Origin of the sequence: Rhodococcus sp. ENV425 (assembly GCF_002887785.1) — a bacterium.
Classification (GTDB): Bacteria; Actinomycetota; Actinomycetes; order Mycobacteriales; family Mycobacteriaceae; genus Rhodococcus; species Rhodococcus aetherivorans.
Genome location: NZ_PCZU01000156.1, coordinates 39,361 through 61,654 on the forward strand (window position 1 = coordinate 39,361; position 22,294 = coordinate 61,654).

Consider the following 22,294-nt stretch of genomic DNA (forward strand, 5'->3'; position numbering starts at 1 on the left):
CCCGACGCGCCCCGCGCGCCCGGATGTACCGCGGCCGTCCGGCGCTGCCGAGCCGGACCGGGCCACCGACGGTCGGTGGGCGGTGGTCGCTGCTGCCCGACCGGGAAACCGATCCGACGGTGCGCGCCCACGCCGCCGCGGACCTGCTGCTCGAGCGCTACGGTGTGGTCACCCGCGGCGCGGTCGTCGCCGAGGGCGTGCCGGGCGGCTTCGCTCTGATGTACAAGGTACTGAGCCGGTTCGAGGAGACGGGGCGGTGCCGCCGCGGCTACTTCGTCGACACGCTCGGCGGTGCGCAGTTCTCCACCCCGGAGGTCGTGGACCGGTTGCGGTCCTACGGCGAGTCGCTCGAGGGCCGCCACACCGGCACACCCGCGGTGACGCTGGCCGCGTGCGACCCGGCGAACCCGTACGGCGCGGCACTGCCTTGGCCGAAGTCGGCGGCGCCCGAGGACTCGCCGCGGCACCGCCCCGGCCGCAAGGCCGGGGGGCTGGTGGTGCTCGTCGACGGCGAGCTGGGTCTGTTCGTCGAACGCGGCGGCCGCACGGTACTGACGTTCACCGAGGACCCGGGGATACTCCGCGGTGCGTGCGCGTCACTGGCCGGGTCGGTCAAGGGCGGGGGCCTCGACACGCTCGTCGTCGAGAAGGTCGACGGCAGTTCCATTCACGGTCACCTGTTCGCGGAATTCCTCGCCGAGGCCGGCTTCTCGGCCACCCCCCGCGGTTTCCGGTTGAGGGCCTGATGCCCGAGGGCGACACCGTCTTCCAGGCGGCCACCCGGCTGCGCCGCGCCCTCGCGGGAAAGCCGTTGACGCGCTGCGACATCCGCGTGCCCCGGTACGCGACGGTCGATCTGACCGGCACCGTGGTCGACGAGGTGCTCGCCCGGGGCAAGCATCTTCTGATACGCGTCGGTGCGCACACCCTCCACACCCACCTGAAGATGGAGGGGGTGTGGGACGTCCACGCGCCCGGGACCCGCTGGCGCCGTCAGGGATATCACGCCAGGATCGTGCTCGCGGTCGCGGACGCCGAGGCCGTGGGCTTCGACCTCGGGATCGTCGAGGTGCTGGACCGCGACCGCGAGGAGGAGGCCGTGGGACACCTGGGACCCGATCTGCTCGGCCCGGACTGGGACCCGGCAGCCGCCGCCGCGAACCTGATGCGCGATCCGGGCCGACCCGTCGGTCTGGCGCTGCTCGATCAACGGGTGATGGCCGGGGTGGGCAACGTGTACCGGTGCGAGCTGTGCTTCCTGCGGGGCGTGCACCCGTCGACACCGGTCGCGGACGCGGGAGATGCGGCCGCCTGGGTCGATCTGGCGCACCGCCTGCTGGTGTTCAACCGGGACCGCGTCAGCCGGATCACTACCGGCGACCGCCGGCCCGGCCGGGGCACATGGGTATACGGACACGCGGGCAAGCCGTGCCGCCGGTGCGGAACCACGATCCGGACCGGCATGCTGGGGTCGGCGAGCGACCCGGATCGCAAGATCGACTGGTGCCCTCACTGTCAGCCGCGCGACGGGGACGGCTGAGCCGGCGCGTCCCGCCGGCTCGGTCGTCCCGCAGCTCGGTGGTTGCGCAGCTCGGTGGTTGCGCAGCTCAGTGGTTGCGCAGCGCGTCGATGAGCTCGCCCTTGCGCTTGGACGAGTAGCCCGAGATCCCGAGCTCCTTGGCCCTCTTCTTCAACTCGTCGACGGTCCAGTCCTCGTAGGACCCCGACGTACCGCCCTTGTGGCCGACGGAGGACCGGCCGCGCTTCGCCGCCGCGTTCGAGATCCGGGCGGCCTTCTCCTTGGAGGCGCCGTCGTCGCGCAGTTCCTGATACAGCTTCTCGTCCTTGATCGACGACCTGGGCATGATGCCCCTCCCTTCGTCGAGCGTGCCGTCGTCTCGCGAATACCCCTCCGCCTGCGGCCCTACACTTCCGGCCTGGACGAGCAGGCCCACGCAGTGCCGCACCAACCGCTCCGGCGACACCGCGACGGTGCCGTCCAGATAGCCGATGAACAGGCTCGTCAGCGCCCCGACGAGCCCGACCGCCACCATGTGCCGCTCCTCGCGGTCGGCGATCGCCGTGAGCTGCTGCTGGACGAGCAGCACGAACGTGGGAGCGAGGTCGAGTCCCTGACCACCGAGCGACGGCTCCCGCAGCGGGCCGAGCAGCAGCACCCGGCCCAGGGCCGGGCGGTCGACGATCAGCTCGACGAAGGCCCGGACCGCCGCCTCGGGAAGATCCCCCGGTCGCGGGGCCGTACCGACCGCGGCCTCCAGCGCCGTGCGCACCCGTTCGCCGACGGCGGCATACACGGCGCGCACGAACGCGTCCCGGTCGTCGAAGCTTTCGTAGAAGTACCGTTCCGTCAGTCCGGCCGCCCGGCACACGGCGCGCACGTTGACCGCCGGCCCCTCGGGCGCGCCGAGCAGATCGATGCCCACCGAGAGCAGCGCGTCGCGGCGTGCCCGCCGGCGTTCCGCCATGTCGGTGCCGCCCCAGCGCCGTCGCACCCTCTCCACCACCGCGATCCCGTCGTCGACCACCTGCGTCGTCGGATCCTACGCCGCGGCCCGGACGCAGCGAATGTGTGCGGTCGCAGGCTCCGTGCGACCGCCTTCTGTCACCCTTGTCGGCATGGACTCCGATGCCCACGCGCTCCTGCACGGTCCGTTGTTCTCCCGGCGCACACCTCTGGACCGGGACAACGCCGCCAGCCGTATCAGCGCCTACATCTACGGCAACGTCCTGGTGCTCGCGGCGCTGGTACCGATCATCACCGGCCCGAAGTACGTCGGCATCGCGATCGTGCTCGGTACGGCGCTGTCGACGTTCGTCGCCCACGCGTTCGCCGAGGCGGTCGGGCACACCGTGCGCCAGGGGACCCCGCTGACCCGGGCGGAGAAGATCGCCGAACTGCGCAATTCGGTGCCGATCCTGAGTTCGGCGGTCCTGCCGTGCGTGATCCTGGGACTCGGCTGGCTGGGCTGGCTCGAGCCGCGCACGGCCCAGCTGCTCGCCGAGGTCGCCGTGCTGCTGCGGATCGGTGGCATCGTCTTCGTCATCGGCCGGCTCAACGGGGAGCGGCCGGGGCGGACCTCACTGGTGAGTGCCGTCGCACTCACCGCGGTTGCCGCGACCGTGGTGCTCGTCAAGGTCATCCTGACCCACTGACCTTCCCGGCCACTGACCTTCCCGGCCACCGACAGGGCTGGGACGCGCGCCGGTGGCGCCTCAGACGCCCGTCGGGACCGGCTCGAGGATCTCCGCGCGGGCCTCCGGGGCGGCGGCCCGCAGCGCATCGGCGGACTCGTCGTCGGGCCGGCTCTGCGAGCGGATCTCCGCTTCGACCCGGGCCCGGTAGGTCGCGATCTCCTGCTCCACCGTCGCGGCATCCCAGCCGAGGACGGGGGCGACCAGGCGGGCCGTCTGCTCGGCGCAGTGCACGCCGCGGTGCGGGTACTCGATGGAGATGCGGGTGCGGCGGGCGAGGATGTCCTCGAGATGCAGCGCTCCCTCCGCGGCCGCCGCGTACACGACCTCCACCTGCAGGTACTGCGGCGCATCCGTGAGCGGCTCGAGCAGCTCGGGACGGTCGGCCGCCAGTTCCAGCATCTCGTCGATCAGCGACCCGTACCGGTCGAGCAGATGCTTGACCCGGTACGGGTGCAGGCCGTACCGCTCGGCGAGCTGCATCGTCTGGTTCACGAGCGCGAAATAGCCGTCGGCACCCACCAGCGGCACCCGCTCGGTGATGGACGGGGCGATCCGCGCGGGGATGTCCTCGGCCGCCAGGTCGACGGCGTCCTCGGCCATCACGCGGTAGGTGGTGTACTTGCCGCCGGCGATCGCCACGAGGCCGGGTGCGACCCGGGCGACGGCGTGCTCGCGCGACAGCTTCGACGTCTCGTCGCTCTCCCCGGCCAGCAGCGGCCGCAGGCCCGCGTACACGCCGTCGATGTCGTCGTCGGTCAGCGGGACGACCAGGACCCGGTTCACGTGGTCGAGGATGTAGTCGATGTCGGCCTTCGTCGCGGCCGGGTGGGCGAGGTCGAGGTTCCAATCGGTGTCGGTGGTGCCGATGATCCAATGGCTGCCCCACGGGATCACGAACAGCACCGACTTCTCGGTGCGCAGGATGATCGCCGAGTCGCTGACGATCCGGTCGCGCGGCACCACGATGTGCACGCCTTTCGAGGCGCGCACCCGGAACCGGCCGCGCTGCCGGGACAGGGCCTGGATCTCGTCGGTCCACACCCCCGTGGCGTTGATCACCACGTGCCCCTTCACCTCGGTGACCGACCCGTCCTCCGAGTCGCGCACCCGCACGCCGGAGACGCGGTCGGCCTCGCGCAGGAACCCGACCACCTGGGTCGAGGTCCGCACCACGGCGCCGTAGTGCGCGGCCGTGCGGGCCACGGTCATGGTGTGACGGGCGTCGTCGACGACGGTGTCGTAGTACCGGATCCCGCCCACGAGCGAGTCGCGCTTGAGCCCGGGCGCCATGCGCAACGCCGCGGAGCGGGTCAGGTGTTTCTGCGCGGGCACGGACTTGGCGCCGCCCATCCGGTCGTACAGGAAGATGCCCGCGGCAATGTACGGGCGCTCCCACACCCGGTGGGTGAGGGGGAAGAGGAACTTCAACGGCTTGACCAGGTGCGGCGCCAGCGTCGAGAGCGACAGCTCGCGTTCCCGCAGCGCCTCGCGGACGAGCCCGAACTCGAGCTGCTCGAGATACCGCAGCCCACCGTGGAACATCTTCGACGAGCGGCTCGACGTGCCGGAGGCGAAGTCCCGTGCCTCCACGAGGGCGACCTTCAACCCGCGGGTGGCGGCGTCCAGGGCGGCACCGGCGCCGACGACGCCGCCGCCGATGACCACCACGTCGAACTGCTCCGAACCGAGCCGTCGCCACGCGTCACGGCGCTGCTGCGGCCCGAGAATCTGGACGCCTGGTTGGTTGGTCACCGCATCGCTCCCGTGAGTCGCCGACGTTTCCGCACTCAGGCTAGTAGGTTCGTCCGCAGACTGCCGTCCCGAACCATACGCCCGGAGAGGTTGCCGTGACCCGATACATCGCCGCGATCGATCAGGGGACCACGTCGAGCCGCTGCATCATCTTCGACCACGACGGCCGCATCGTGGCCTGGGCCCAGACCGAGCACGAGCAGATCCTCCCCCGCGCCGGCTGGGTGGAACACGATCCGGAAACGCTGTGGCTCAACACCCGCGAAGTCGCCGCCCTGGCCCTGGCGAAGGCGGATCTGACACGCGCCGACATCGCCGCGATCGGCATCACCAACCAGCGCGAGACGACGGTCGTGTGGGAACGCTCCACCGGCCGGCCCGTCCACAACGCGATCGTGTGGCAGGACACCCGCACCGATCGCCTGGTCGAGCAGCTCGCCGGCGACGCGGGCGTGGACCGGTATCGCAAGGCCACGGGCCTGCCGCTGTCGACGTACTTCGCGGGCCCGAAGGTGCGGTGGATCCTCGACAACGTCGAGGGCGCCCGGGAGAAGGCGGAGGCCGGCGAGCTCGCGTTCGGGACGGTGGACAGCTGGATCCTGTGGAACCTCACCGGCGGCACCGGCGCGGGCAACCGGCAGCCGGGAGTGCATCTCACCGACGTCACCAACGCCTCTCGCACGATGCTCATGAATCTCGAGACGCTGCAATGGGATCCGGACATCTGCGCGGACTTCGGGATCCCGATGTCGATGCTGCCGGAGATCCGCAGCTCGTCGGAGATCTACGGGTACGCCCGCGAACGCGGGCCGCTCGCCGGCGTCCCGGTGGCGGGCATCCTCGGCGACCAGCAGGCCGCGACGTTCGGCCAGGCGTGCCTGTCGCCGGGCGAGGCGAAGAACACCTACGGGACCGGGAACTTCCTGCTCCTCAACACCGGGACGACGCCGGTCCGGAGCGAGCACGGGCTGCTGACCACCGTCTGCTACCGCGTCGGCGACGCCCCGGCGGTGTATGCCCTCGAGGGTTCGATCGCGGTCACGGGGTCGCTCGTGCAGTGGATGCGCGACAATCTCGGGCTCATCCGCACGGCCGCGGAGATCGAGGATCTCGCCGCGACCGTCCCCGACAACGGCGGCGCGTACTTCGTGCCGGCGTTCTCCGGCCTGTTCGCGCCGCGGTGGCGCCCCGACGCGCGCGGCGTGATCGCCGGGCTCACCCGCTTCGTCAACCGGGGGCACCTGGCGCGCGCCGCGCTCGAGGCGACCGCCTACCAGACCCGCGAGGTGATCGAGGCGATGCACGCCGACTCCGGCGTCGAGTTGCACACCCTGAAGGTGGACGGCGGGATGGTCGTCAACGAAACCCTGATGCAGTTCCAATCGGACATCCTCGGCGCCCCGGTGGTCCGGCCCGTGGTCGCCGAGACCACCGCGCTCGGCGCGGCCTACGCGGCGGGCCTGGCGGTCGGCTTCTGGGACGGCGAGGACGATATCCGGCGCAACTGGGCGGCCGGCCGCACCTGGGAACCGAAGATGGACGCCGCCGAGCGGGAGCGGCTCTACGCCGAGTGGAACAAGGCGGTCGAGCGGACCTACGGCTGGGCCTGAGCCGCGTTACGCACGGGCCGTCCTGTGCTGCAGGGCGCGCACGGCGCGGCCGAGCCGGCGCGCCGCCTCGGCGAGGTCGGCCTCCCCGGCGGTGGCGAAGCACAGCCGTGCAGTGCGACCGTGGTCCCCGGACACCGCGAAGGCGGTCCCCGGCACGAACGCGACACCGTGCTCGGCCGCGACGGGCAGCAACTCGGCCGTGTCGAGCTCACCGGCGAACCGCACCCAGGTGAACATGCCGCCGCGCACGGCGGAGGAGACGACCGCGTCGCCGAACTCCGCGGCGAGGGCGGTCGACAGTGCCGTGGCCCGGGCGCCGTAGGTGCCCCGGAGCCGGTCGAGATGCCCGGCGTACCAGGGCCCGTCGGCGAGGAGCGCGGCGGCGATCGCCTGGGTCAGGGACGAGCCGCACAGATCGGCGCCCTGTTTCAGCAGCTCCACGGCCGCGCACAGCCGCCGGTCGCCGTGCAGCCAGCCCACCCGTAATGCCGGGGCGAGGGTCTTCGAGGCACTCGAGAGCCGGACGACGCGGTCCGACCAGGACGCGACGGGCGCCGGAGGTGCCTGTCCGAACCACAGCTCGCCGTACGGATCGTCCTCGACGACGCGGAATCCGTACCGGTCGGCGAGGGCCGCGAGGTGCCGGCGCCGAGCCGCGGACAACACGACCCCGCGCGGGTTGTGGAACGTGGCGACGGTGTGCACGAGCACCGGCCGCTCCCCCGCCGCCAGGAGGCGTTCGAGCGCCTCCGTGTCCATGCCGTCGTCGTCGAGCGGTACCGGGACCACGCGGGCCTCGGCGGCGTGGAAGACCTGCAGCGCACCGGTGTACGCGGGCTCCTCGACGATCACCGTGTCACCCGGGTCGAGCAGCACCTGAGCGAGCAGGCTCAGCGCCTGCTGGGAGCCGTGGGTGACGACGACCTCGTCCGGGTGGACGGCGCGTCCGAGCCGCTCGCCCTCCCGCGCGGCGAGCACGGCGCGCAGGTCCCCGCGACCGGAGGTCGCGGCGTACTGGGCGGCAGCCGGGTCACGGAGCACGGTGGCGGCCGCGTCGGCGATCTCCGCGGTGGGCAGCAGCTCGGGCGCGGGGAGCCCGCCGGCGAGGCTGAGGACGTCCGGTCGGGCGGTCAGGGCGAGCAGATCACGGATGGCGGAGCTGCGCAGGCCGCGCAACCTGCGGGCGGTGCGGATACTGCCGTCGACGGACACGGGAACTCCTGGACGGGTTGAGAGAAGACCTCTTTCGTCCCGGGTCCGCGGTCGGCGCGAGGCTGTCGATGACGGACCGGATCCGGTCCTCGCCCCACCGTAGCACCACCTGCCCATAGCGTGGAATGCGGATCCCACACTATGGAACCCTGATCCGGTGGGGCGAAGCCGGCGCGGGAGCCGCGGCGCGCCGGCCTCGGGGAACCCTCATCCCGGAACGTGCTCACCCGGCAGGGGGTGCAGCACCCGCGTACGCATCGCATCGGCAGCGACGTCACGCGGGTCGGTGAGGTAGTACTCCCGGAACGGCCCCTCGGCCGCGAGACCGCGCTCGTCGAGCCACCCGAACAGTGCGTGGTAGGCGACCGGCAGCAGCGCGACCGGACCGACGAAGTCCACGCCCGCGAAAGTCCCGCCCGGCAGCGTCGTCGTGGCAGTTTCCGCACGTCCGAGCGGGGACCGCAACTCGAGACCGACGCCGAACTGCACCACGCCGTCGAGGGTGGCCGGGTACTGCCCCACCACCGGCGCGTCGGTGGGCAGCCCGGCGCTCGACGCGTCGGCCAGCAGCGCCGTCACGAGGTTCGTCACATCCGAATCCAGAGATTCGGCGGTCGATTCCCCATTGCGCCACAAGACCGTTCGATCCTCGATCCAGTGCCGGCGCACGGCGAGGCCGCCGGCTTCGGCCTCGGCGAGGGAGGCGACGAGGGCGAGCGCCCGGTGCTTACGGGCGGCCTCGCGCTCGATCCGTTCCCGCTCCGCGGCGAGGACGACCTCGGTGTGTCCGGGGTCCTGCAGGAGGAGACGGATCGCGGGGACGGATACCTCGGCTCTGCGCAATACCGCGATGCGCAGAGCCGAGGCGAGCTGCTCGCGCGAGTAGTACCGGTATCCGGTACGCGGATCGACCCGGCCTGGAGCGAGCAGCCGTTCGCGGTCGTAGTGGCGCAGCGTCCTGACGCTCAGCCGGGACATCCGCGCGAACTCGCCGATGCTCAGCCATCCGTCGGCCGGGCTCACCCGGTCACCACCGCCCCGCTTCCGGCAACCTCCGGCGCGTACGGGATCACCGTGATGACGTCGACGAGCAGGCCGTCGGGATCGACGGTCATGAAGTGCCGCTGCCCGAAGTCCTCGTCGCGCAGTTCCAACGCGACCGGGAGTGCGAGGTCGCCGGCGCGCGCATACACGGCGTCCACGTCGTCGACCTCCACCGAGATCAGCACGCCGGCGGGAGCGGAGAGGTGGGCTCGGGGAATCGTCTCGTGGCCGCGTGCCACGAGACCGAGCTGCACGGTCTCGTCGGTCGCCGCCTGCAGCTGCGCATACCAGCCGCTGTCGAAAACCACACGCAGACCGAGCAGCCCGGCATAGAAGTCGCGGCTGCGGGCGACGTCGTGAGCGGGGACCACGGGGAAGATGCTGTTCGTTCGCATGCGTCCACCGTCGACCCTCCCCCAGCGAGAGAGTCAAGAACGTCGACGCCGGTCATCCCGCTCAGTCCAGGTGGTCGTCGTGCCGCATCAGCTGGCGCGCCGCCTCGGTGATCGACCCGGTCAGCGACGGGTACACCGAGAAGGTGTGGGCGAGATCGTCGACGCTGAGATTGTTCTGCACCGCGATCGCGATGGGCAGGATCAGCTCCGAGGCGGTGGGGGCGACCACCACGCCACCGATCACGACGCCGGTGGCGGGACGGCAGAAGATCTTCACGAAGCCGCGGCGCAGCCCCGACATCTTCGCACGGGGATTGGTGTGCAGCGGCAGCATCACGGTGCGGGCCGGCACCTCGCCGTTGTCGATCGCGGCCTGGCTGACGCCGACCGTGGCGATCTCGGGCCGCGTGAACACCGCCGAGGCGACGGTCTTGAGCCGGATCGGGCTCACCCCCTCGCCGAGGGCGTGGTACATCGCGATGCGGCCCTGCATCGCGGCCACCGACGCCAGCGGCAGCAGCCCGGTGCAGTCGCCGGCGGCGTAGATACCCGAGACGGACGTGCGCGAGACCCGGTCGACCTGGAGGTAACCGCCCCGGTCGAGTTGCAGGCCGACCTTCTCGAGCCCGAGGTCGGAGGTGTTCGGCACCGAGCCGACCGTCATCAGGGCATGGCTGCCCTCGACGATGCGCCCGTCGGCCAGCTTGACCCGGATCCCGTTCGCGGTGCGCTCGACGGCGTCGGCACGGGCGTGCTTGACCAGGTTCACGCCCCGCTCGGCGAAGGCGTCCTCGAGCACGAGGGCGGCGTCCTCGTCCTCGTGCGGCAGCACCCGGTCGCGGCTCGAGACCAGCGTCACCTGGACACCGACCTCCGTGTAGGCGGAGACGAACTCGGCGCCGGTGACACCGGAACCGACGACCACGAGGTGCTCGGGCAGCGCGTCGAGGTCGTAGAGCTGACGCCAGTTGAGGATGCGGTCGCCGTCCGGCTCCGCGCCGGGCAGCACCCGCGGGCTCGCGCCGGTCGCGATGAGCACGACGTCGGCGTCGAGGATCCGCTCCTCGCCCGTGAAGAGGTTGGCGCGCACCTGGTGCGCCGCCATCCCGACCTGGCTGTCGATGAGCTCGCCGCGGCCGCTGAGCAACTGCACGCCGGCCGCCTCGAGCTTGGTGCGGATGTCCGCGGACTGCGCGCGGGCGAGGCTCTTGACCCGGGCGTTGACCTCGGGCAGCGCCACCCCGGAGCTTTCGAGCTGGACGCCGAGGTCGGCGGCTCGGCGCATGTCGGTGCGGATGCCGGTGGACGCGATGAACGTCTTGGACGGCACGCAGTCGAAGAGCACGCAGGCACCGCCGACCCCGTCCGAATCGATCAGTGACACGGTCGCGCCGTACTGAGCCGCCACCAGCGCCGCCTCGTAGCCCGCAGGGCCGCCGCCGATGATCACGATCCGGGTCATTGTTCTCCTCTGTATCGATTCCGAGATGGTCCTCGGTCCGGGTGTGCGGGCGCCGGGGTTGCCGAACGTCCGCAGACACGCTATGCCACCGGCCCCGTCCTGCGCACGCGGACTCGGCCACGCAGCGGCCAGCGCCCCGTGTCCTGCGCCGGACGGTCAGCCATTAGCCTGTACCCCGTGCCGATCTACGCCGCCTACGGCTCCAACATGCATCCCGAGCAGATGCTGCAGCGCTGCCCGCATTCGCCGATGGCCGGAACCGGCTGGCTCCACGGCTGGCGGCTGACGTTCAGCGGCGGCGACATCGGCTGGGAGGGTGCGCTCGCCACCGTCGTCGAGGATCCCGACTCGAAGGTGTTCGTGGTGCTGTACGACGTACCCGACGAGGACGAACGCAGCCTCGACCGGTGGGAGGGCTCCGAACTCGGCATCCACCGCAAGATCCGGCTGCGCGTGGACACCGACGACGGTCCCGTGCTCGCCTGGCTGTACGTCCTCGACGCGTACGAGGGCGGCCTGCCGTCGGCCCGCTACCTGGGCGTGATGGCCGACGCCGCCGAGATCGCGGGAGCCCCCGCCGACTACGTGCGCGACCTGCGCACCCGCAACAGCCGCAACGTCGGGCCGGGCCGGCCCGACAGCTTCTAGTCCCCGGCCAGGCGGTCCGGGTAGAACGGCACGGGGACGCCGACCCGCAGCGTCACCGGATCCCCGGCCTGCACGTCGTGCGATGCGGCCCGCTGCGCCCGGATCGTCTGCCCGGCGCCGGTCACCCGCACCTCCGTCAGTGCCCCGCCGAAGGCGATGTCGAGCACGGTGAACTTCGACGGCTCGTCGGCCGCGGCGACCTGCACCTGTTCCGGGCGCACGAGCACGTGACCCTTGCCGTGGGCCGGGGCGGCGAGCGGGACCGCACCGATCACCGTGTGCGCGCGGTCGCCGTCCGCATCGGCGTCGAGCACGACCGAATCCCCCACGAATGCGCCCACCTCGAGCGTCGCGGGCCACCGATAGACCTCCTCCGGGGTGCCCACCTGGGCGACACGCCCGCCGAGCATCACCGCGACCGTGTCCGCGATGGCCAGGGCCTCGGCCTGGTCGTGGGTGACCAGCACGGAGGCGACCTCCTGGTCCCGCAGCAGGGCGCGGACCTCGGCGCGCAGACTGGCCCGCAGCCCGGCGTCGAGGGCGCTGAACGGCTCGTCGAGCAATACGACGGACGGGTTCGGGGCCAGCGCCCGCGCCAGCGCGATGCGCTGCTGCTGGCCGCCGGACAGCTGCGACGGCTTGCGCTGACCGGTGCCGGCCAGGCCGACCAGGTCGAGCAGTTCCGCCACGCGGCGGTGCCGGACGGACTTCTGCCGCACCATCGATCGCCACGTCGGCTGCACCAGCCCGTAGCCGACGTTGCGCGCCACGCTCAGATGCGGGAAGAGCGCACCCTCCTGCGGCACCAGCCCCACCCCCCGGCGCTCCGGCGGCAGAGCCGTGAGGTCGCGTCCGTCCGCGACGACGCGCCCCGCGCTCGCCGGGTGCAGACCCGCGACGACGCGCAGCAGCGTGGTCTTGCCTCCGCCCGAGGGCCCGAGTACGGCCAGCAACGCGCCTCGCTCCACCGTCAGCGAGACGTCGCTGACGACCTCGGTCCGCCCGTACCGGGCGCATACGCCCTCGATGGAGAGCCCGCTCATTCCTCACCGCCACTTTCCGCATCGACCCGGCCCCGCAACAGTCGGCCCAGCACCAGCGACGGCAGCGCGGCGATGAGCACCAGGATCGCGGCGTACGGGGCCGCCGAACCGTATTCGAGGGTCTCGGTGTACTTCCACATCCGTGACGCCAGGGTGTCCTCCCCGATCGGCACGAGCAACAACGTCGCGGGCAGTTCCTTCGCGATGGTGAGGAACGCCAGCGCCGCGCCCGCCACGACACCGGGCGCGGCCAGCGGGATCATCACCCGGACGCCGGTCCGCAGCCGTCCGCTGCCGAGGGTCGCGGACGCGTCCTCGAGGCCGAGCGGGATCGAGGCGACGGCCGCGCGGATCGACCCGACGGCGAGCGGCAGGAACAACACCGCGTAGCCGATCACGAGCATCGGGGTGTGCTGGTACCACTGCGGCAGCAGCCGGATACCGAAGAAGACCAGGGCCAGACCCACGGTGATGCCGGGCAGCGCGAACCCGACGTAGGAGGCGCTCTCGGTGAACCGCGCCACCGGCGAGGTCGAACGCGCCGCCAGGGTGCCCACCGGCAGGGCCAGCGCCGTCGTCAGCAACGCCCCCAGGGCCGCCACCCACAGCGTGTACGTCGTCGCCGTCCAGATCCCCGCCCAGTCGATCGCCGCCTGCTGCGAGAACCACAGCCAGCGCGCAAGTCCGGCCAGCGGCACGCCGACGCTCACCACCAGCACGACGGCGAGGAACGTCAGGGCCGTCCACCGCTGCCCGCCCAGCGGCACGGCCGCGACGGCTCGTGGGGCGCCGGAACCGACGCGCGCGGTGGCCCCGCGGCGCACCCGGCGCTCGGAGACCGTCAGCGCGACGGCGAGAACGACGAGCACCAAGCCGAACACCGCGGCCGGGGTGCGGTCGAGCAGCCCCCGGTAGCTGCCGTAGATGGCGAGGGTGAAGGCCTCGTACCGCATCAGCGCGACGGCGCCGAAGTCGCTGAGGGTGTACAGCGCCACCAGCAGGCCGCCGGCCGCCGCGGTCGGCCACACCTGACGCAGGGTCACGGTGAGCGTGGTGCGCAGCCGGGACCGGCCGAGGGTGCGGGCCACCTCCTCGAGTCCCGGATCGACCGAGGCCAGCGCGGCGGACACCGGCAGGTACACGTACGGGAAGCTCGCCGCGGTGAGGACCAGCGCGGCCCCCGCGAAACCCGCGAGGCCGGGGAACTGGGCGATGTAGACGAAGCCGGACACGTACGACGGGATGGCGAGCGGAACACTCAGCGCCAGGGCGAACCACCGCCGGCCGGGCAGGTCGGTGCGTGCCGTGAGCCACGCGGCGGTGACGCCGATCACGAGGCAGGCGACGGTGACGGTGAGCGCGAGAATGCCGCTGCGCCACACCAGATCGAGGGTGCGCTGCCGGAACACCAGCGACCACACGCGGTCGGGGCCGTCTGCGAACGCACGCATGACCAGGTGTGCCACCGGGGCGAGCGCGAACACCGAGACACCCAGCGCAGCCAGCGTGAGAACGGGCCGGCTGCGCCGGGTGGGACGGAGAGCGGCGAGCTGGATCAGATGAATCCCAGCTCCTGCAGCAACGCCTGGGTCTGCTCGAGCGAGGCGAGTTCGGCGAGTTCGATGTCGGAGTTGCCGATCTCCGACAGCGGACGCAGCTGGTCCTTGGTCTCGACGCCCTCGACGACCGGGTACTCGGCCGTCTCGTCGGCGAAGTAGGCCTGGGCCTCGGGCGAGAGCAGCGCGGCGACGAACTGCTCCGCCTGCTCCTTCTGGTCCGTGGTCTTCAGCACGCCGGCCCCGGCGATGTTCACCAGCGCGCCCGGATCACCGGCCTGGAAGTAGTAGACCTGCACGTTCAGGTTCTCGGCACCGCGCTCGTCCGCGAGGCCGTACCAGTAGTAGTGGTTGGTCAGGCCGAGGGTGACCTGGCCGGTGTCCACACCCTCCATCAGCGGGCCGTTGCCCTCGAAGGCCACCGGCTCGTTGGCCTTGAAGGCCTCGAGCCAGGCGCGGGCCCCGTCCTCGCCGCGCGCGACGCGCAGCCCGGTGACGAACGCCTGGAACGACGCGTTGGTCGGGGCGAAGCCGATCTGGCCCTTCCACTTCGGGTCCAGCAGGCCGTCGATGCCGGTGGGCAGATCCTGCGGCTGCACCTTCTCGTCGTTGTAGACGAGCACGCGGGCGCGCGCGGAGGTCGCCACCCAGGTGCCGTCGGCGGCGCGGTAGTCGGCGGGAACCAGCTCGGTCACCGACGCCGGCAGCGTCTCGAGCAGCCCCGCCTGGTCCAGCAGGCCGAGCGCACCGGCGTCCTGGGTGAACACCACGTCGGCCGGCGAGGAGCCGCCCTCCTCGACCAGCTTTCCGGTGATCTCGGGGGTGCTGCCGTAGACGACGTCGACCTCGAAGCCGAGGGTGCCCTCGAGCTGGTCGATCAGCGGCCCGACCAGGTTCTCGCTGCGCCCGGAGTACAGGGTGAGCGCACCGGTGGAACCGCCCTCGGACTCACCCGATCCCGAGTCGCTGCCGCACGCGGCCAACACGGCGGCGACGACCCCGGCCGACAGTACGGCGACAGCTCTGCGTCGAAAATGCATCCGGACCTCCTGGCGTGAGCGACGACTCACAGGCAACGTACAGGTTGTGCAAGCCTAACCTGATCCCAGGACCAGGTTCGTCATCACCCGTACGCCGACGGCCAGGGCCCGTTCGTCGAGATCGAAGTCGGGCTGGTGGATGTCGAGCTTCGGCCCGGTCCCCCGCCACACACCCAGCCGGGCCATCGCCCCCGGAACCTGCTCGAGGTACCAGGAGAAGTCCTCCCCACCCCCGGACTGCGGGGTGTCCGCCAGCGCGTCCGGGTCGATCGCGCGCACCGCGTCCTCGACCATCCGGGCCGACACCTCGTCGTTGACGACGGGCGGCACACCGCGCCGGTAGTCCAGCTCGTAGCTCAGGCCGGTCGGCGCGAGCAGACCGTGCACGATCTCGCGCACCATCGGCTCGAGCAGCTCCCAGGTCTCGTGGTCGCCGGTGCGGACGGTGCCGGTCAGCATGCCGGTGCGGGGAATCGCATTCGCGGCCTTGCCCGCCGTCACCGCGCCCCACACCATCACCGTGCTCGTGCGCGGGTCGATGCGCCGGCTGAGCATGCCCGGCAGCCCGGTGATCACGGTGCCGAGCCCGTACACCAGATCGCCCGTCAGGTGCGGGCGGGAGGTGTGCCCGCCCGGCGAGTCGAGGACCAGTTCGACCGTGTCGGCGGCCGAGGTGATCGCCCCGACCCGCACCCCGACCCGGCCCGCCTCGAGCCGCGGATCGCAGTGCAACGCGAAGATCCGGGCCACCCCCTCGAGCGCGCCCGCGGCGACCACGTCGAGCGCGCCGCCGGGCATCACCTCTTCGGCCGGCTGGAAGATCAGCCGCACACCCACCGGCAGCTCGGGCACCGAGTGCAGCGCCAGCGCCGTGCCGAGCAGGACGGTGGTGTGGGCGTCGTGCCCGCAGGCGTGTGTCACGCCCGGCACGGTGGAGGCGAACGGCAGGCCCGTCAGCTCCTGCATGGGCAACGCGTCCATGTCGGCACGCAGGGCGATCCGCGGGCCCTCGGGGCCGAGATCGCAGATCAGGCCCGTGCCGCGCGGCAGCACCTTCGGCTCGAGCCCGGCGGCGGCGAGCGTGCTCCCGACGAACTCGGTGGTGGCGTACTCCTGACGGGCCAGTTCGGGATTGGCGTGGATGTGCCGGCGCCACGCCGACAGGTCGTCGGTGTGCTCGCCCAGCCACTTCTCGATGTACGGGTTCATCGGCGCGCCACGTTCTCGAGCAGCCGTGCACGCTGCGTGGGATCGGTGGCCGCCCGGGCCGCCGTCGCGGCGAGCGCGCGGGCGCCGTCGAGGACGGCGAGGTCCGCCGAGGCGGTGACGCACGCGGCGGCGAACGCCGCCTGGTGGGTCACCGCCCCACCCGAGTCGAGACCGATCACCGGGTGGATACCCGGCACCACGTTCGTCACGTTTCCCATGTCCGTGCTGCCCAGCGGGCGCGATCCTTCCTCCTCGACGGGCAGCGGCGTGCGCCCGAGACCGATGATCTCCTCACGATAAGCCCGGACCAGCCACGGGTCGGGAGTCAGTTCGGTATAGGTCGGCGACACGGTGCGGATCTCGTGCGTGCAGCCGGCGGCGAGAGCCCCGGCGGCGAAGCAGTTCCCGGCGCGCTCGGACAGTTCGGCGAGGGAGTCCGCGGTCGTCGCCCGCAGGTAGTACAGCAGTTCGGTGTGCGCGGGCACGATGTTCGGGGCGGCGCCGCCGTCGCTGACGATGCCGTGGATCTGCTGGCCGGGCAGCAGATGCTGACGCAGCAGGCCGACGGCGACCTGCGCGACGGTCGCGGCGTCGGCGGCGTTGCGGCCGTATTCGGGGGCGGCGGAGGCGTGCGCCTCGCGACCGGTGTAGGTGACGGCGATGTCGGCGAGGGCCAGCGACGTCGCCCCGGTGATGTCGAACGGGCCCGGGTGCACCATCAGGGCCATGCCGACGTCGGCGAACACACCGCGCTCGAGCATGAGCACCTTGCCGCCGCCGGTCTCCTCGGCGGGCGTGCCGATGACGCGGACGGTGATGCCGAGGGCGTCGGCGACCGCGGCGAGACCCAGGCCCGCGCCGGCGGCGGCGGCGGCGATGATGTTGTGCCCGCACGCGTGCCCGATTCCGGGCAGGGCGTCGTATTCGGCGCAGATGCCGACGACGAGTTCCCCGCTGCCGAACCGGGCGTCGAACGCGGTGGGCAGATCGGCGATCCCGGTGCGGACCTCGAATCCGCCGCCGCGCAGCAGTTCGACGATCTTCGCGGCGCTGCGGTGTTCGTCGAAGGCCAGTTCCGGCTCGGCGTGGATCGAATGCGACAGGGCGATCAGGCCGTCCGACGCAGCCTCGATCGCCCTGTCCGCATCGCTCGTCACCCGCTCAGTCTGGCACGGGCGGAACGAGGGCACCTCACCCGAGGCGGAAGTTCGACTCGTCCGTCTTCGTCTCGAGCGCCGCGATCAGCGGCGCGTGCAGACCGCGCTTGATGCCCGCCAGGTTGGCGCCCCGGGTGCCGGTCAGGGCGGCGGCCCGCTCGACGGCGGCGGCCAGCACGGTGTCGCCGTCGACGGCGCGATCGACGATGCCCGCCGCGAGGGCGTCACCACCGCCGAACCGGCGGCCGGTCGTGGTCGCCTCGACCGCGGCCTGGATCGGCAGCCGCTCGCGCAGCAGTGCGGACATCCCCACGGTGAACGGCATGTTCAGCGACACCTCGGGCAGGCACCAGAAGCCGCGGTCGGCCCGCATCACGCGGAAGTCGTGGGTCAGCGCGAGCATCGCACCGGCACCGAACGCATGGCCCTGCACCGCCGCGACGGTGGCCGCGGGGAAGGTGAGGATCCGCCCGTACAACTCGTGGACGGAATCGAGGTAACCCGGCAGCCCGGGGAGGTTCCCGAAGATCCAGTCGGTGTCGAGGCCGTTGCTCCAGAACTTCCCGGTTGCCGCGGTGACGAGCGCCGCGGGGCCGTCGTGCGCGACGACCTCGTCGAGCAGCGCGTGGACGGCGGAGAGCCAGTCGGGGTGGAAGCGGTTCTCGGTGTCGCCGCCGGAGCGGTCGCCGAGGTGGAGGACGAAGACGTCGCCGTCGCGTTCGAGGTATGGCATGCGGAGAGGATAGCGCCAGAACCTACCGGTGAGTAACAACACGGTTGGCGCTAGGGTCGACCGACATGGGAGCACCCGACGCCATCGCCGACCCCCCTGCCGAGGCCGCCCGCGCCGCCGCGGCACTCGCCGAGCGCACCGGCGTGCCCGAGCACTCCGTCGCGGTGGTGCTCGGCTCCGGCTGGCGCGCCGCGGTGGAGCGCTTCGGCACGGCGGTCGCCGACGTTCCGATGAGCGAACTGCCGGGATTCGCCCCGCCCACCGCCGAAGGACATTCGGGCACCGTGCATTCGGTGCGGGTCGGCGAGACCCCGGTGCTGCTCCTCGCGGGCCGCACCCACGCCTACGAAGGGCACGACCTGAGCCGCGTCGTGCATCCGGTGCGCACCGCCGTCGCCGCCGGCGCGCGCACCGTCGTGCTCACCAACGCCGCCGGCGGCATCCGGCCCGATCACGCGGTCGGTCAGCCGGTCCTGATCTCGGACCACCTCAACCTCACCGGACGCTCGCCGCTCGTCGGCGCCCAGTTCGTCGACCTCGTCGACGCCTACTGCCCGAGGTTGCGCGCCCTCGCCCGCGAGATCGATCCCACCCTCGGCGAGGGCGTGTACGCCGGCCTGCCCGGCCCGCACTACGAGACCCCCGCCGAGATCCGCATGTTGCGCACCCTCGGCGCGGACCTGGTGGGCATGTCCACCGTCCACGAGACCATCGCCGCGCGTGCCGCCGGCGCCCGGGTCCTCGGCATCTCCCTGGTCACCAACGCCGCGGCGGGGATCACCGGCGAGCACCTCGACCACCACGAGGTCCTTGCGGCGGGACGGGCCGCCGCCACCCGCATGGGCGACCTGCTGCGTGAGCTGGCGGGCCGGCTGTGACCCTGCGCTTCGGCACCGCCGGGCTGCGCGGCCCCGTCGGCGACGGCCCGGACTGCATGAACGAGGACGTGGTCGTCCGCACCACCGCGGGCCTGGCCCGCTGGCTCGACGCGCGCGGCTCCGGCGGCGGCACCGTGGTCGTCGGCCGCGACGCGCGCACCGGATCGGCCGAGTTCTTCGCCGCCGCCACAGAGGTTCTCGCGGCCGCCGGTTTCGACGTCGTGGCGTTGCCGCGCCCGCTCCCGACCCCGGTGACGGCGTACGCCGTGCGGACGCTCGACGCGGTCGCGGGTGTGCAGATCACCGCGTCGCACAACCCGGCCACGGACAACGGCTACAAGGTCTACACCCGCGGCGGCGCACAACTGGTCGAGCCGGACGACCGGGAGATCGAGGCGGCGATCGACGCCGTCGGCGACGCGTCGTCGGTGCCGCGCGTCACCGTCGCACCCGCGGGGGACGAACTGGTGGCACGGTATCTCGCGCGCGTCGCGTCGCTGCCGCGCTCCGCGGCGCGGGAACTCCGCGTCGCGCTGACGCCGCTGCACGGCGTCGGCGGGGAGACCGCGGTGGCAGCCCTGCGCGCGGCCGGCTTCGGCGACGTGCACGTCGTCGACGCACAGTTCGCGCCCGACCCGCGCTTTCCCACCGTCGAGTTCCCCAACCCGGAGGAGCCGGGGTCCGCCGACGCCCTGCTCGCGCTCGCTGCCGAGGTCGGCGCCGACATCGCCGTCGCCCTCGATCCCGATGCCGACCGGTGTGCCGTGGGCGTCCCCACGCCCGACGGCTGGCGGATGCTGCGTGGCGACGAGACCGGGGTGCTGCTGGGCGACCGGATTCTCGCGGGGGCCCCGCGCGGTGCACTGGTGGCGACGACGATCGTCTCCTCGTCCCTGCTCGGCAAGCTCGCCGCCGCGCGGGGCGCCCGCTACGCGCAGACCCTCACGGGCTTCAAGTGGCTCGCCCGCGCGGGCGACGGGCTGGTGTACGCGTACGAAGAGGCCCTCGGACACTGCGTCGACCCGGATGCGGTGCGCGACAAGGACGGCATCGCCACGGCGATCGTCGTCGCGGACTACGCCGCGGAGCTGAAGACCCGGCGGCGCACGCTCGTCGACGCTCTCGACGCTCTGTACCGCGAATTCGGGCTGCATCTCGGCGATCAGGTCTCGATCCGGGTGACCGACCTCGCGCGGATCGGGGCGATCATGAGCCGGCTGCGGTCCGCGCTGCCGGCCGAACTCGCCGGGGAGCCGGTCACGGCCACCGACCTCGCGACGGCGGCCGGCCCGCTGCGCACGGACGCGGTGGTACTCGAGGGGGCGTCGGTGCGGGTCGTGGTGCGGCCCTCGGGCACCGAGCCGAAGCTCAAGTGCTATCTCGAGGCGGTCGCCCCGGACGGTGACCGCGGCGGCGCGACGGCGCGCCTACGGGCGTTGCGCGCGTGGGCATCCGCGCTGAGCGACGGGTAACCACGCACGTCGGTGCCGGCGGTGCCCGCGTGTCGCGGTCACAGCCGGCACCGGAGCGACGACGATTCTCAAAGGCGGTGCGGCACCCCGTATGTGATGACGGTGTCGTTGTTCGAGGTGACAGCCCTGGCGTACGGGCGGATCGTGACCGGGCCGAGCGCTCCCGAGACCGAGCCGTGGACTCCCGCGAGCCGGACGGTCGCCGCCCTGCCGTCGAACTCCATGTCCTGGACGAATGCCACGTCGGTGATGCCGCCGGGCGCAAGATCGACCTCGATCTCCTGGGAGGGGATGATCGAACCGCCGATCGTCGCGCCGGTGCTCGCGTCGAGCCCGAGCGCGAACTCGGGGGCGAGCTCGACGCCGATGCCGAACTCGTTGCCAACCTCCCAGTCGAGGCTGGGGGTGTTGATGTGCACGATGGCACCGTTGAGGGCGACGGGATAGCCGATCTGGTATCCGATGGTCAGTTTGGTGTCCTGGAAGGAATCCGCGTCCGGCCCGGTGATGTTGACCGATACGACCTCGTCGTGGAAGAACTCGAAGCTGACGGGCGAGCTGTCGAGCGGCGGATAGGACTGGATCGACGTGTCGGCCTGGAGCACTTCGATGGCGTTGTTGTTGCCGAGGGGCAGCGTCCGGGCATTGTCGACAGCGGCTCCGGCACTGCCGGACCCCACCACCATGCCCAGCACTGCGGCCGCACCGAGTGCGGTGGCCCGGGCGCACTGTCGAAACCTGTTGCCGGAGAAGGTGTTGATCATCGAGCGGACCTCATTTTCGTGGACGGTCGAGGGCAGTGGACGAACCAACCGATCTCGGCGAGCGTAACCACAGAAGCCCCGTCCGGAAGGCGAGTTGATCATCTTCGCCGAAACGAGACGGAATCGGCCGGACACACCGCCGCTCCGGACCGGACCCCCTCACGTCCGGCACCGCGACCGGAACCTCTTCCTGTCCTGCGGTTTCGCGGGTTCCGGGCCGGATGCCGGCGAGGCGCGCAATGCCGCGGAGCGGGCCCGCGCCAGATCCCAAAAGAAACTCTATTGTAATCCTGTCACACAAAAGACAAAGAGGACATACAGGACTATCTCGGCGGCGATGCGGATCGCCGGTGCGGCGCAAGCGGATCCGCGAGCCGCCTCAGCGAGGTCCGAACTGGCGGTCGCCGGCGTCCCCGAGTCCCGGGACGATGTACCTGTCCTCGTTGAGTCCCTCGTCGATCGTCGCGGTCACCAACCGGACCGGATGACCGGAGTCGGCGAGCGCCGCCACCCCCTCCGGGGCCGCGACCACGCACACCGCGGTGACGTCGGTTGCTCCGCGCGTGACCAGCAGCTCGATCGTGTGGACCATGGAGCCGCCGGTGGCGAGCATCGGGTCGAGCACGTAGACCGGCAGGCCGGACAGGTCGTCCGGGAGCGACTCGAGGTACGGCACCGGCTCGAACGTCTTCTCGTCCCGGGCCAACCCCACGAAGCCCACGCGCGCCTGCGGGATCAGCGCGTGCGCCTGCTCCACCATGCCGAGTCCCGCGCGCAGCACCGGCACCAGCAGCGGGGGCTGCTGCAGGCGCACACCGGTCGTGGTCGCGACGGGCGTGCGCACCTCGAACCGCTCCACCGGGGCGTCCCGGATCGCCTCGTAGATCAGCATCTGGGTCAGCCGGCGCAGCGCGTACCGGAAGGCGGCGTTGTCGCTGCGCTCGTCACGCAGGGTCGTGAGGAGAGCGGCGGCGAGCGGATGGTCGACGACGAGCGAATCCATGCCGGAAGGATAGAACGCGGCCACCGTGTGCCTGCCGCCGAGTGGGGCCGCGGACCACCCGCCCTCGGGCGGCGATCGACGGTCCGTGCCTGCCGGGTTC

Annotated in this window: 20 protein-coding genes and 2 pseudogenes; 7 read left to right on the plus strand and 15 right to left on the minus strand. The window is 72.0% G+C overall.

Annotated elements, in window-relative coordinates; all coding sequences use genetic code 11:
* Both CQZ88_RS30955 and CQZ88_RS12625 read left to right on the plus strand, forming a co-directional pair.
* Positions 1-746 (plus strand): annotated as a pseudogene (locus CQZ88_RS30955) (DEAD/DEAH box helicase); the annotation flags it as partial.
* A complete protein-coding gene (locus CQZ88_RS12625) occupies positions 746-1,540 on the plus strand; it encodes a DNA-formamidopyrimidine glycosylase family protein (protein ID WP_102799827.1) in 795 nt (264 codons plus the stop codon). The pseudogene CQZ88_RS30955 and the gene CQZ88_RS12625, both read left to right, overlap by 1 nt.
* A gap of 67 nt (positions 1,541-1,607) precedes the next feature.
* On the opposite strand, the gene CQZ88_RS12630 is transcribed toward CQZ88_RS12625, so the two are convergent.
* Both CQZ88_RS12630 and CQZ88_RS12635 read right to left on the minus strand, forming a co-directional pair.
* Entirely contained in the window at positions 1,608-1,865 is a 258-nt protein-coding gene (locus CQZ88_RS12630; RefSeq protein ID WP_029544682.1) for a Rho termination factor N-terminal domain-containing protein, read from the minus strand.
* A gap of 57 nt (positions 1,866-1,922) precedes the next feature.
* Positions 1,923-2,486, minus strand: a pseudogene (locus CQZ88_RS12635) (TetR/AcrR family transcriptional regulator); the annotation flags it as partial.
* A gap of 151 nt (positions 2,487-2,637) precedes the next feature.
* Between CQZ88_RS12635 and CQZ88_RS12640 the strand changes: the two are divergent.
* A complete protein-coding gene (locus CQZ88_RS12640; protein ID WP_006939619.1) occupies positions 2,638-3,174 on the plus strand; it encodes a hypothetical protein in 537 nt (178 codons plus the stop codon).
* A 60-nt stretch (positions 3,175-3,234) separates the two neighbouring features.
* On the opposite strand, the gene glpD is transcribed toward CQZ88_RS12640, so the two are convergent.
* On the minus strand, positions 3,235-4,968 hold the full coding sequence (gene glpD / locus CQZ88_RS12645) for a glycerol-3-phosphate dehydrogenase (RefSeq protein WP_006939620.1): 1,734 nt from the start codon (positions 4,966-4,968) through the stop codon (positions 3,235-3,237).
* Positions 4,969-5,063: 95 nt separating this feature from the next.
* On the opposite strand from glpD, the gene glpK reads away from it, so the two are divergent.
* A complete protein-coding gene (glpK, locus tag CQZ88_RS12650) occupies positions 5,064-6,578 on the plus strand; it encodes a glycerol kinase GlpK (protein ID WP_006939621.1) in 1,515 nt (504 codons plus the stop codon).
* 6 nt (positions 6,579-6,584) lie between these two features.
* On the opposite strand, the gene CQZ88_RS12655 is transcribed toward glpK, so the two are convergent.
* The 4 genes from CQZ88_RS12655 to CQZ88_RS12670 form a co-directional block, all read right to left on the minus strand.
* The gene (locus CQZ88_RS12655) at positions 6,585-7,790 is read right to left on the minus strand and encodes a PLP-dependent aminotransferase family protein (protein ID WP_006939622.1); all 1,206 of its coding nucleotides are present in this window, start codon (positions 7,788-7,790) and stop codon (positions 6,585-6,587) included.
* A 207-nt stretch (positions 7,791-7,997) separates the two neighbouring features.
* Complete coding sequence (locus tag CQZ88_RS12660; RefSeq protein ID WP_006939624.1) at positions 7,998-8,813, minus strand: MerR family transcriptional regulator; 816 nt, start codon at positions 8,811-8,813, stop codon at positions 7,998-8,000.
* Positions 8,810-9,229, minus strand: a complete 420-nt coding sequence (locus tag CQZ88_RS12665; RefSeq protein ID WP_029544686.1) for a VOC family protein — start codon at positions 9,227-9,229, stop codon at positions 8,810-8,812. The genes CQZ88_RS12660 and CQZ88_RS12665 overlap by 4 nt, the downstream gene beginning before the upstream one ends.
* A gap of 61 nt (positions 9,230-9,290) precedes the next feature.
* On the minus strand, positions 9,291-10,691 hold the full coding sequence (locus CQZ88_RS12670) for an NAD(P)H-quinone dehydrogenase (RefSeq protein WP_006939626.1): 1,401 nt from the start codon (positions 10,689-10,691) through the stop codon (positions 9,291-9,293).
* A gap of 177 nt (positions 10,692-10,868) precedes the next feature.
* Between CQZ88_RS12670 and CQZ88_RS12675 the strand changes: the two genes are divergently transcribed.
* Positions 10,869-11,339 (plus strand): gamma-glutamylcyclotransferase, encoded by a 471-nt coding sequence (locus CQZ88_RS12675; RefSeq protein ID WP_006939627.1) that lies wholly within the window; start codon positions 10,869-10,871, stop codon positions 11,337-11,339.
* Here CQZ88_RS12675 and CQZ88_RS12680 read toward each other — a convergent pair.
* The 6 genes from CQZ88_RS12680 to CQZ88_RS12705 form a co-directional block, all read right to left on the minus strand.
* On the minus strand, positions 11,336-12,382 hold the full coding sequence (locus tag CQZ88_RS12680) for an ABC transporter ATP-binding protein (protein WP_102799828.1): 1,047 nt from the start codon (positions 12,380-12,382) through the stop codon (positions 11,336-11,338). The two genes, CQZ88_RS12675 and CQZ88_RS12680, sit on opposite strands and share 4 nt — an antisense overlap.
* Entirely contained in the window at positions 12,379-13,833 is a 1,455-nt protein-coding gene (locus CQZ88_RS12685) for an iron ABC transporter permease (RefSeq protein ID WP_180987003.1), read from the minus strand. Before CQZ88_RS12685 ends, CQZ88_RS12680 begins: the two co-directional genes overlap by 4 nt.
* A gap of 104 nt (positions 13,834-13,937) precedes the next feature.
* Positions 13,938-14,978, minus strand: a complete 1,041-nt coding sequence (locus CQZ88_RS12690; protein ID WP_006939636.1) for an iron ABC transporter substrate-binding protein — start codon at positions 14,976-14,978, stop codon at positions 13,938-13,940.
* A gap of 54 nt (positions 14,979-15,032) precedes the next feature.
* Positions 15,033-16,187 (minus strand): M20 family metallopeptidase, encoded by a 1,155-nt coding sequence (locus CQZ88_RS12695; protein ID WP_006939637.1) that lies wholly within the window; start codon positions 16,185-16,187, stop codon positions 15,033-15,035.
* Positions 16,184-17,344 carry a M20 family metallopeptidase gene (locus tag CQZ88_RS12700; protein ID WP_006939638.1) on the minus strand — a complete coding sequence of 387 codons (1,161 nt, stop codon included), beginning with the start codon at positions 17,342-17,344 and terminating at the stop codon, positions 16,184-16,186. The genes CQZ88_RS12695 and CQZ88_RS12700 overlap by 4 nt, the downstream gene beginning before the upstream one ends.
* A 34-nt stretch (positions 17,345-17,378) precedes the next feature.
* Positions 17,379-18,077, minus strand: coding sequence for an enoyl-CoA hydratase/isomerase family protein (locus tag CQZ88_RS12705; protein ID WP_006939639.1), 699 nt, complete (start codon positions 18,075-18,077; stop codon positions 17,379-17,381).
* Positions 18,078-18,142: 65 nt separating this feature from the next.
* On the opposite strand from CQZ88_RS12705, the gene CQZ88_RS12710 reads away from it, so the two are divergent.
* Positions 18,143-18,955, plus strand: coding sequence for a purine-nucleoside phosphorylase (locus CQZ88_RS12710; protein ID WP_006939640.1), 813 nt, complete (start codon positions 18,143-18,145; stop codon positions 18,953-18,955).
* Positions 18,952-20,427 carry a phospho-sugar mutase gene (locus tag CQZ88_RS12715; protein WP_006939645.1) on the plus strand — a complete coding sequence of 492 codons (1,476 nt, stop codon included), beginning with the start codon at positions 18,952-18,954 and terminating at the stop codon, positions 20,425-20,427. Before CQZ88_RS12710 ends, CQZ88_RS12715 begins: the two co-directional genes overlap by 4 nt.
* A 68-nt stretch (positions 20,428-20,495) precedes the next feature.
* On the opposite strand, the gene CQZ88_RS12720 is transcribed toward CQZ88_RS12715, so the two are convergent.
* Positions 20,496-21,191, minus strand: coding sequence for an MspA family porin (locus tag CQZ88_RS12720; protein ID WP_006939646.1), 696 nt, complete (start codon positions 21,189-21,191; stop codon positions 20,496-20,498).
* Between the two features lie 379 nt (positions 21,192-21,570).
* Positions 21,571-22,194: a uracil phosphoribosyltransferase gene (gene upp / locus CQZ88_RS12725; protein WP_044476123.1), complete on the minus strand. Its 624-nt coding sequence runs from the start codon at positions 22,192-22,194 to the stop codon at positions 21,571-21,573.
* Between the last annotated feature and the right edge of the window lie 100 nt (positions 22,195-22,294).

Coding starts and splice junctions, on each gene's coding strand:
- CQZ88_RS12720 (WP_006939646.1), bottom strand. CDS start 21,191: ATGATCAACACCTTCTCCGGCAACAGGTTTCGACAGTGCGCCCGGGCC.
- CQZ88_RS12710 (WP_006939640.1), top strand. CDS start 18,143: ATGGGAGCACCCGACGCCATCGCCGACCCCCCTGCCGAGGCCGCCCGC.
- upp (WP_044476123.1), bottom strand. CDS start 22,194: ATGGATTCGCTCGTCGTCGACCATCCGCTCGCCGCCGCTCTCCTCACG.
- CQZ88_RS12705 (WP_006939639.1), bottom strand. CDS start 18,077: ATGCCATACCTCGAACGCGACGGCGACGTCTTCGTCCTCCACCTCGGC.
- CQZ88_RS12665 (WP_029544686.1), bottom strand. CDS start 9,229: ATGCGAACGAACAGCATCTTCCCCGTGGTCCCCGCTCACGACGTCGCC.
- CQZ88_RS12690 (WP_006939636.1), bottom strand. CDS start 14,978: ATGCATTTTCGACGCAGAGCTGTCGCCGTACTGTCGGCCGGGGTCGTC.
- CQZ88_RS12640 (WP_006939619.1), top strand. CDS start 2,638: ATGGACTCCGATGCCCACGCGCTCCTGCACGGTCCGTTGTTCTCCCGG.
- CQZ88_RS12625 (WP_102799827.1), top strand. CDS start 746: ATGCCCGAGGGCGACACCGTCTTCCAGGCGGCCACCCGGCTGCGCCGC.
- CQZ88_RS12630 (WP_029544682.1), bottom strand. CDS start 1,865: ATGCCCAGGTCGTCGATCAAGGACGAGAAGCTGTATCAGGAACTGCGC.
- CQZ88_RS12680 (WP_102799828.1), bottom strand. CDS start 12,382: ATGAGCGGGCTCTCCATCGAGGGCGTATGCGCCCGGTACGGGCGGACC.
- CQZ88_RS12685 (WP_180987003.1), bottom strand. CDS start 13,833: ATGCGTGCGTTCGCAGACGGCCCCGACCGCGTGTGGTCGCTGGTGTTC.
- CQZ88_RS12670 (WP_006939626.1), bottom strand. CDS start 10,691: ATGACCCGGATCGTGATCATCGGCGGCGGCCCTGCGGGCTACGAGGCG.
- CQZ88_RS12695 (WP_006939637.1), bottom strand. CDS start 16,187: ATGAACCCGTACATCGAGAAGTGGCTGGGCGAGCACACCGACGACCTG.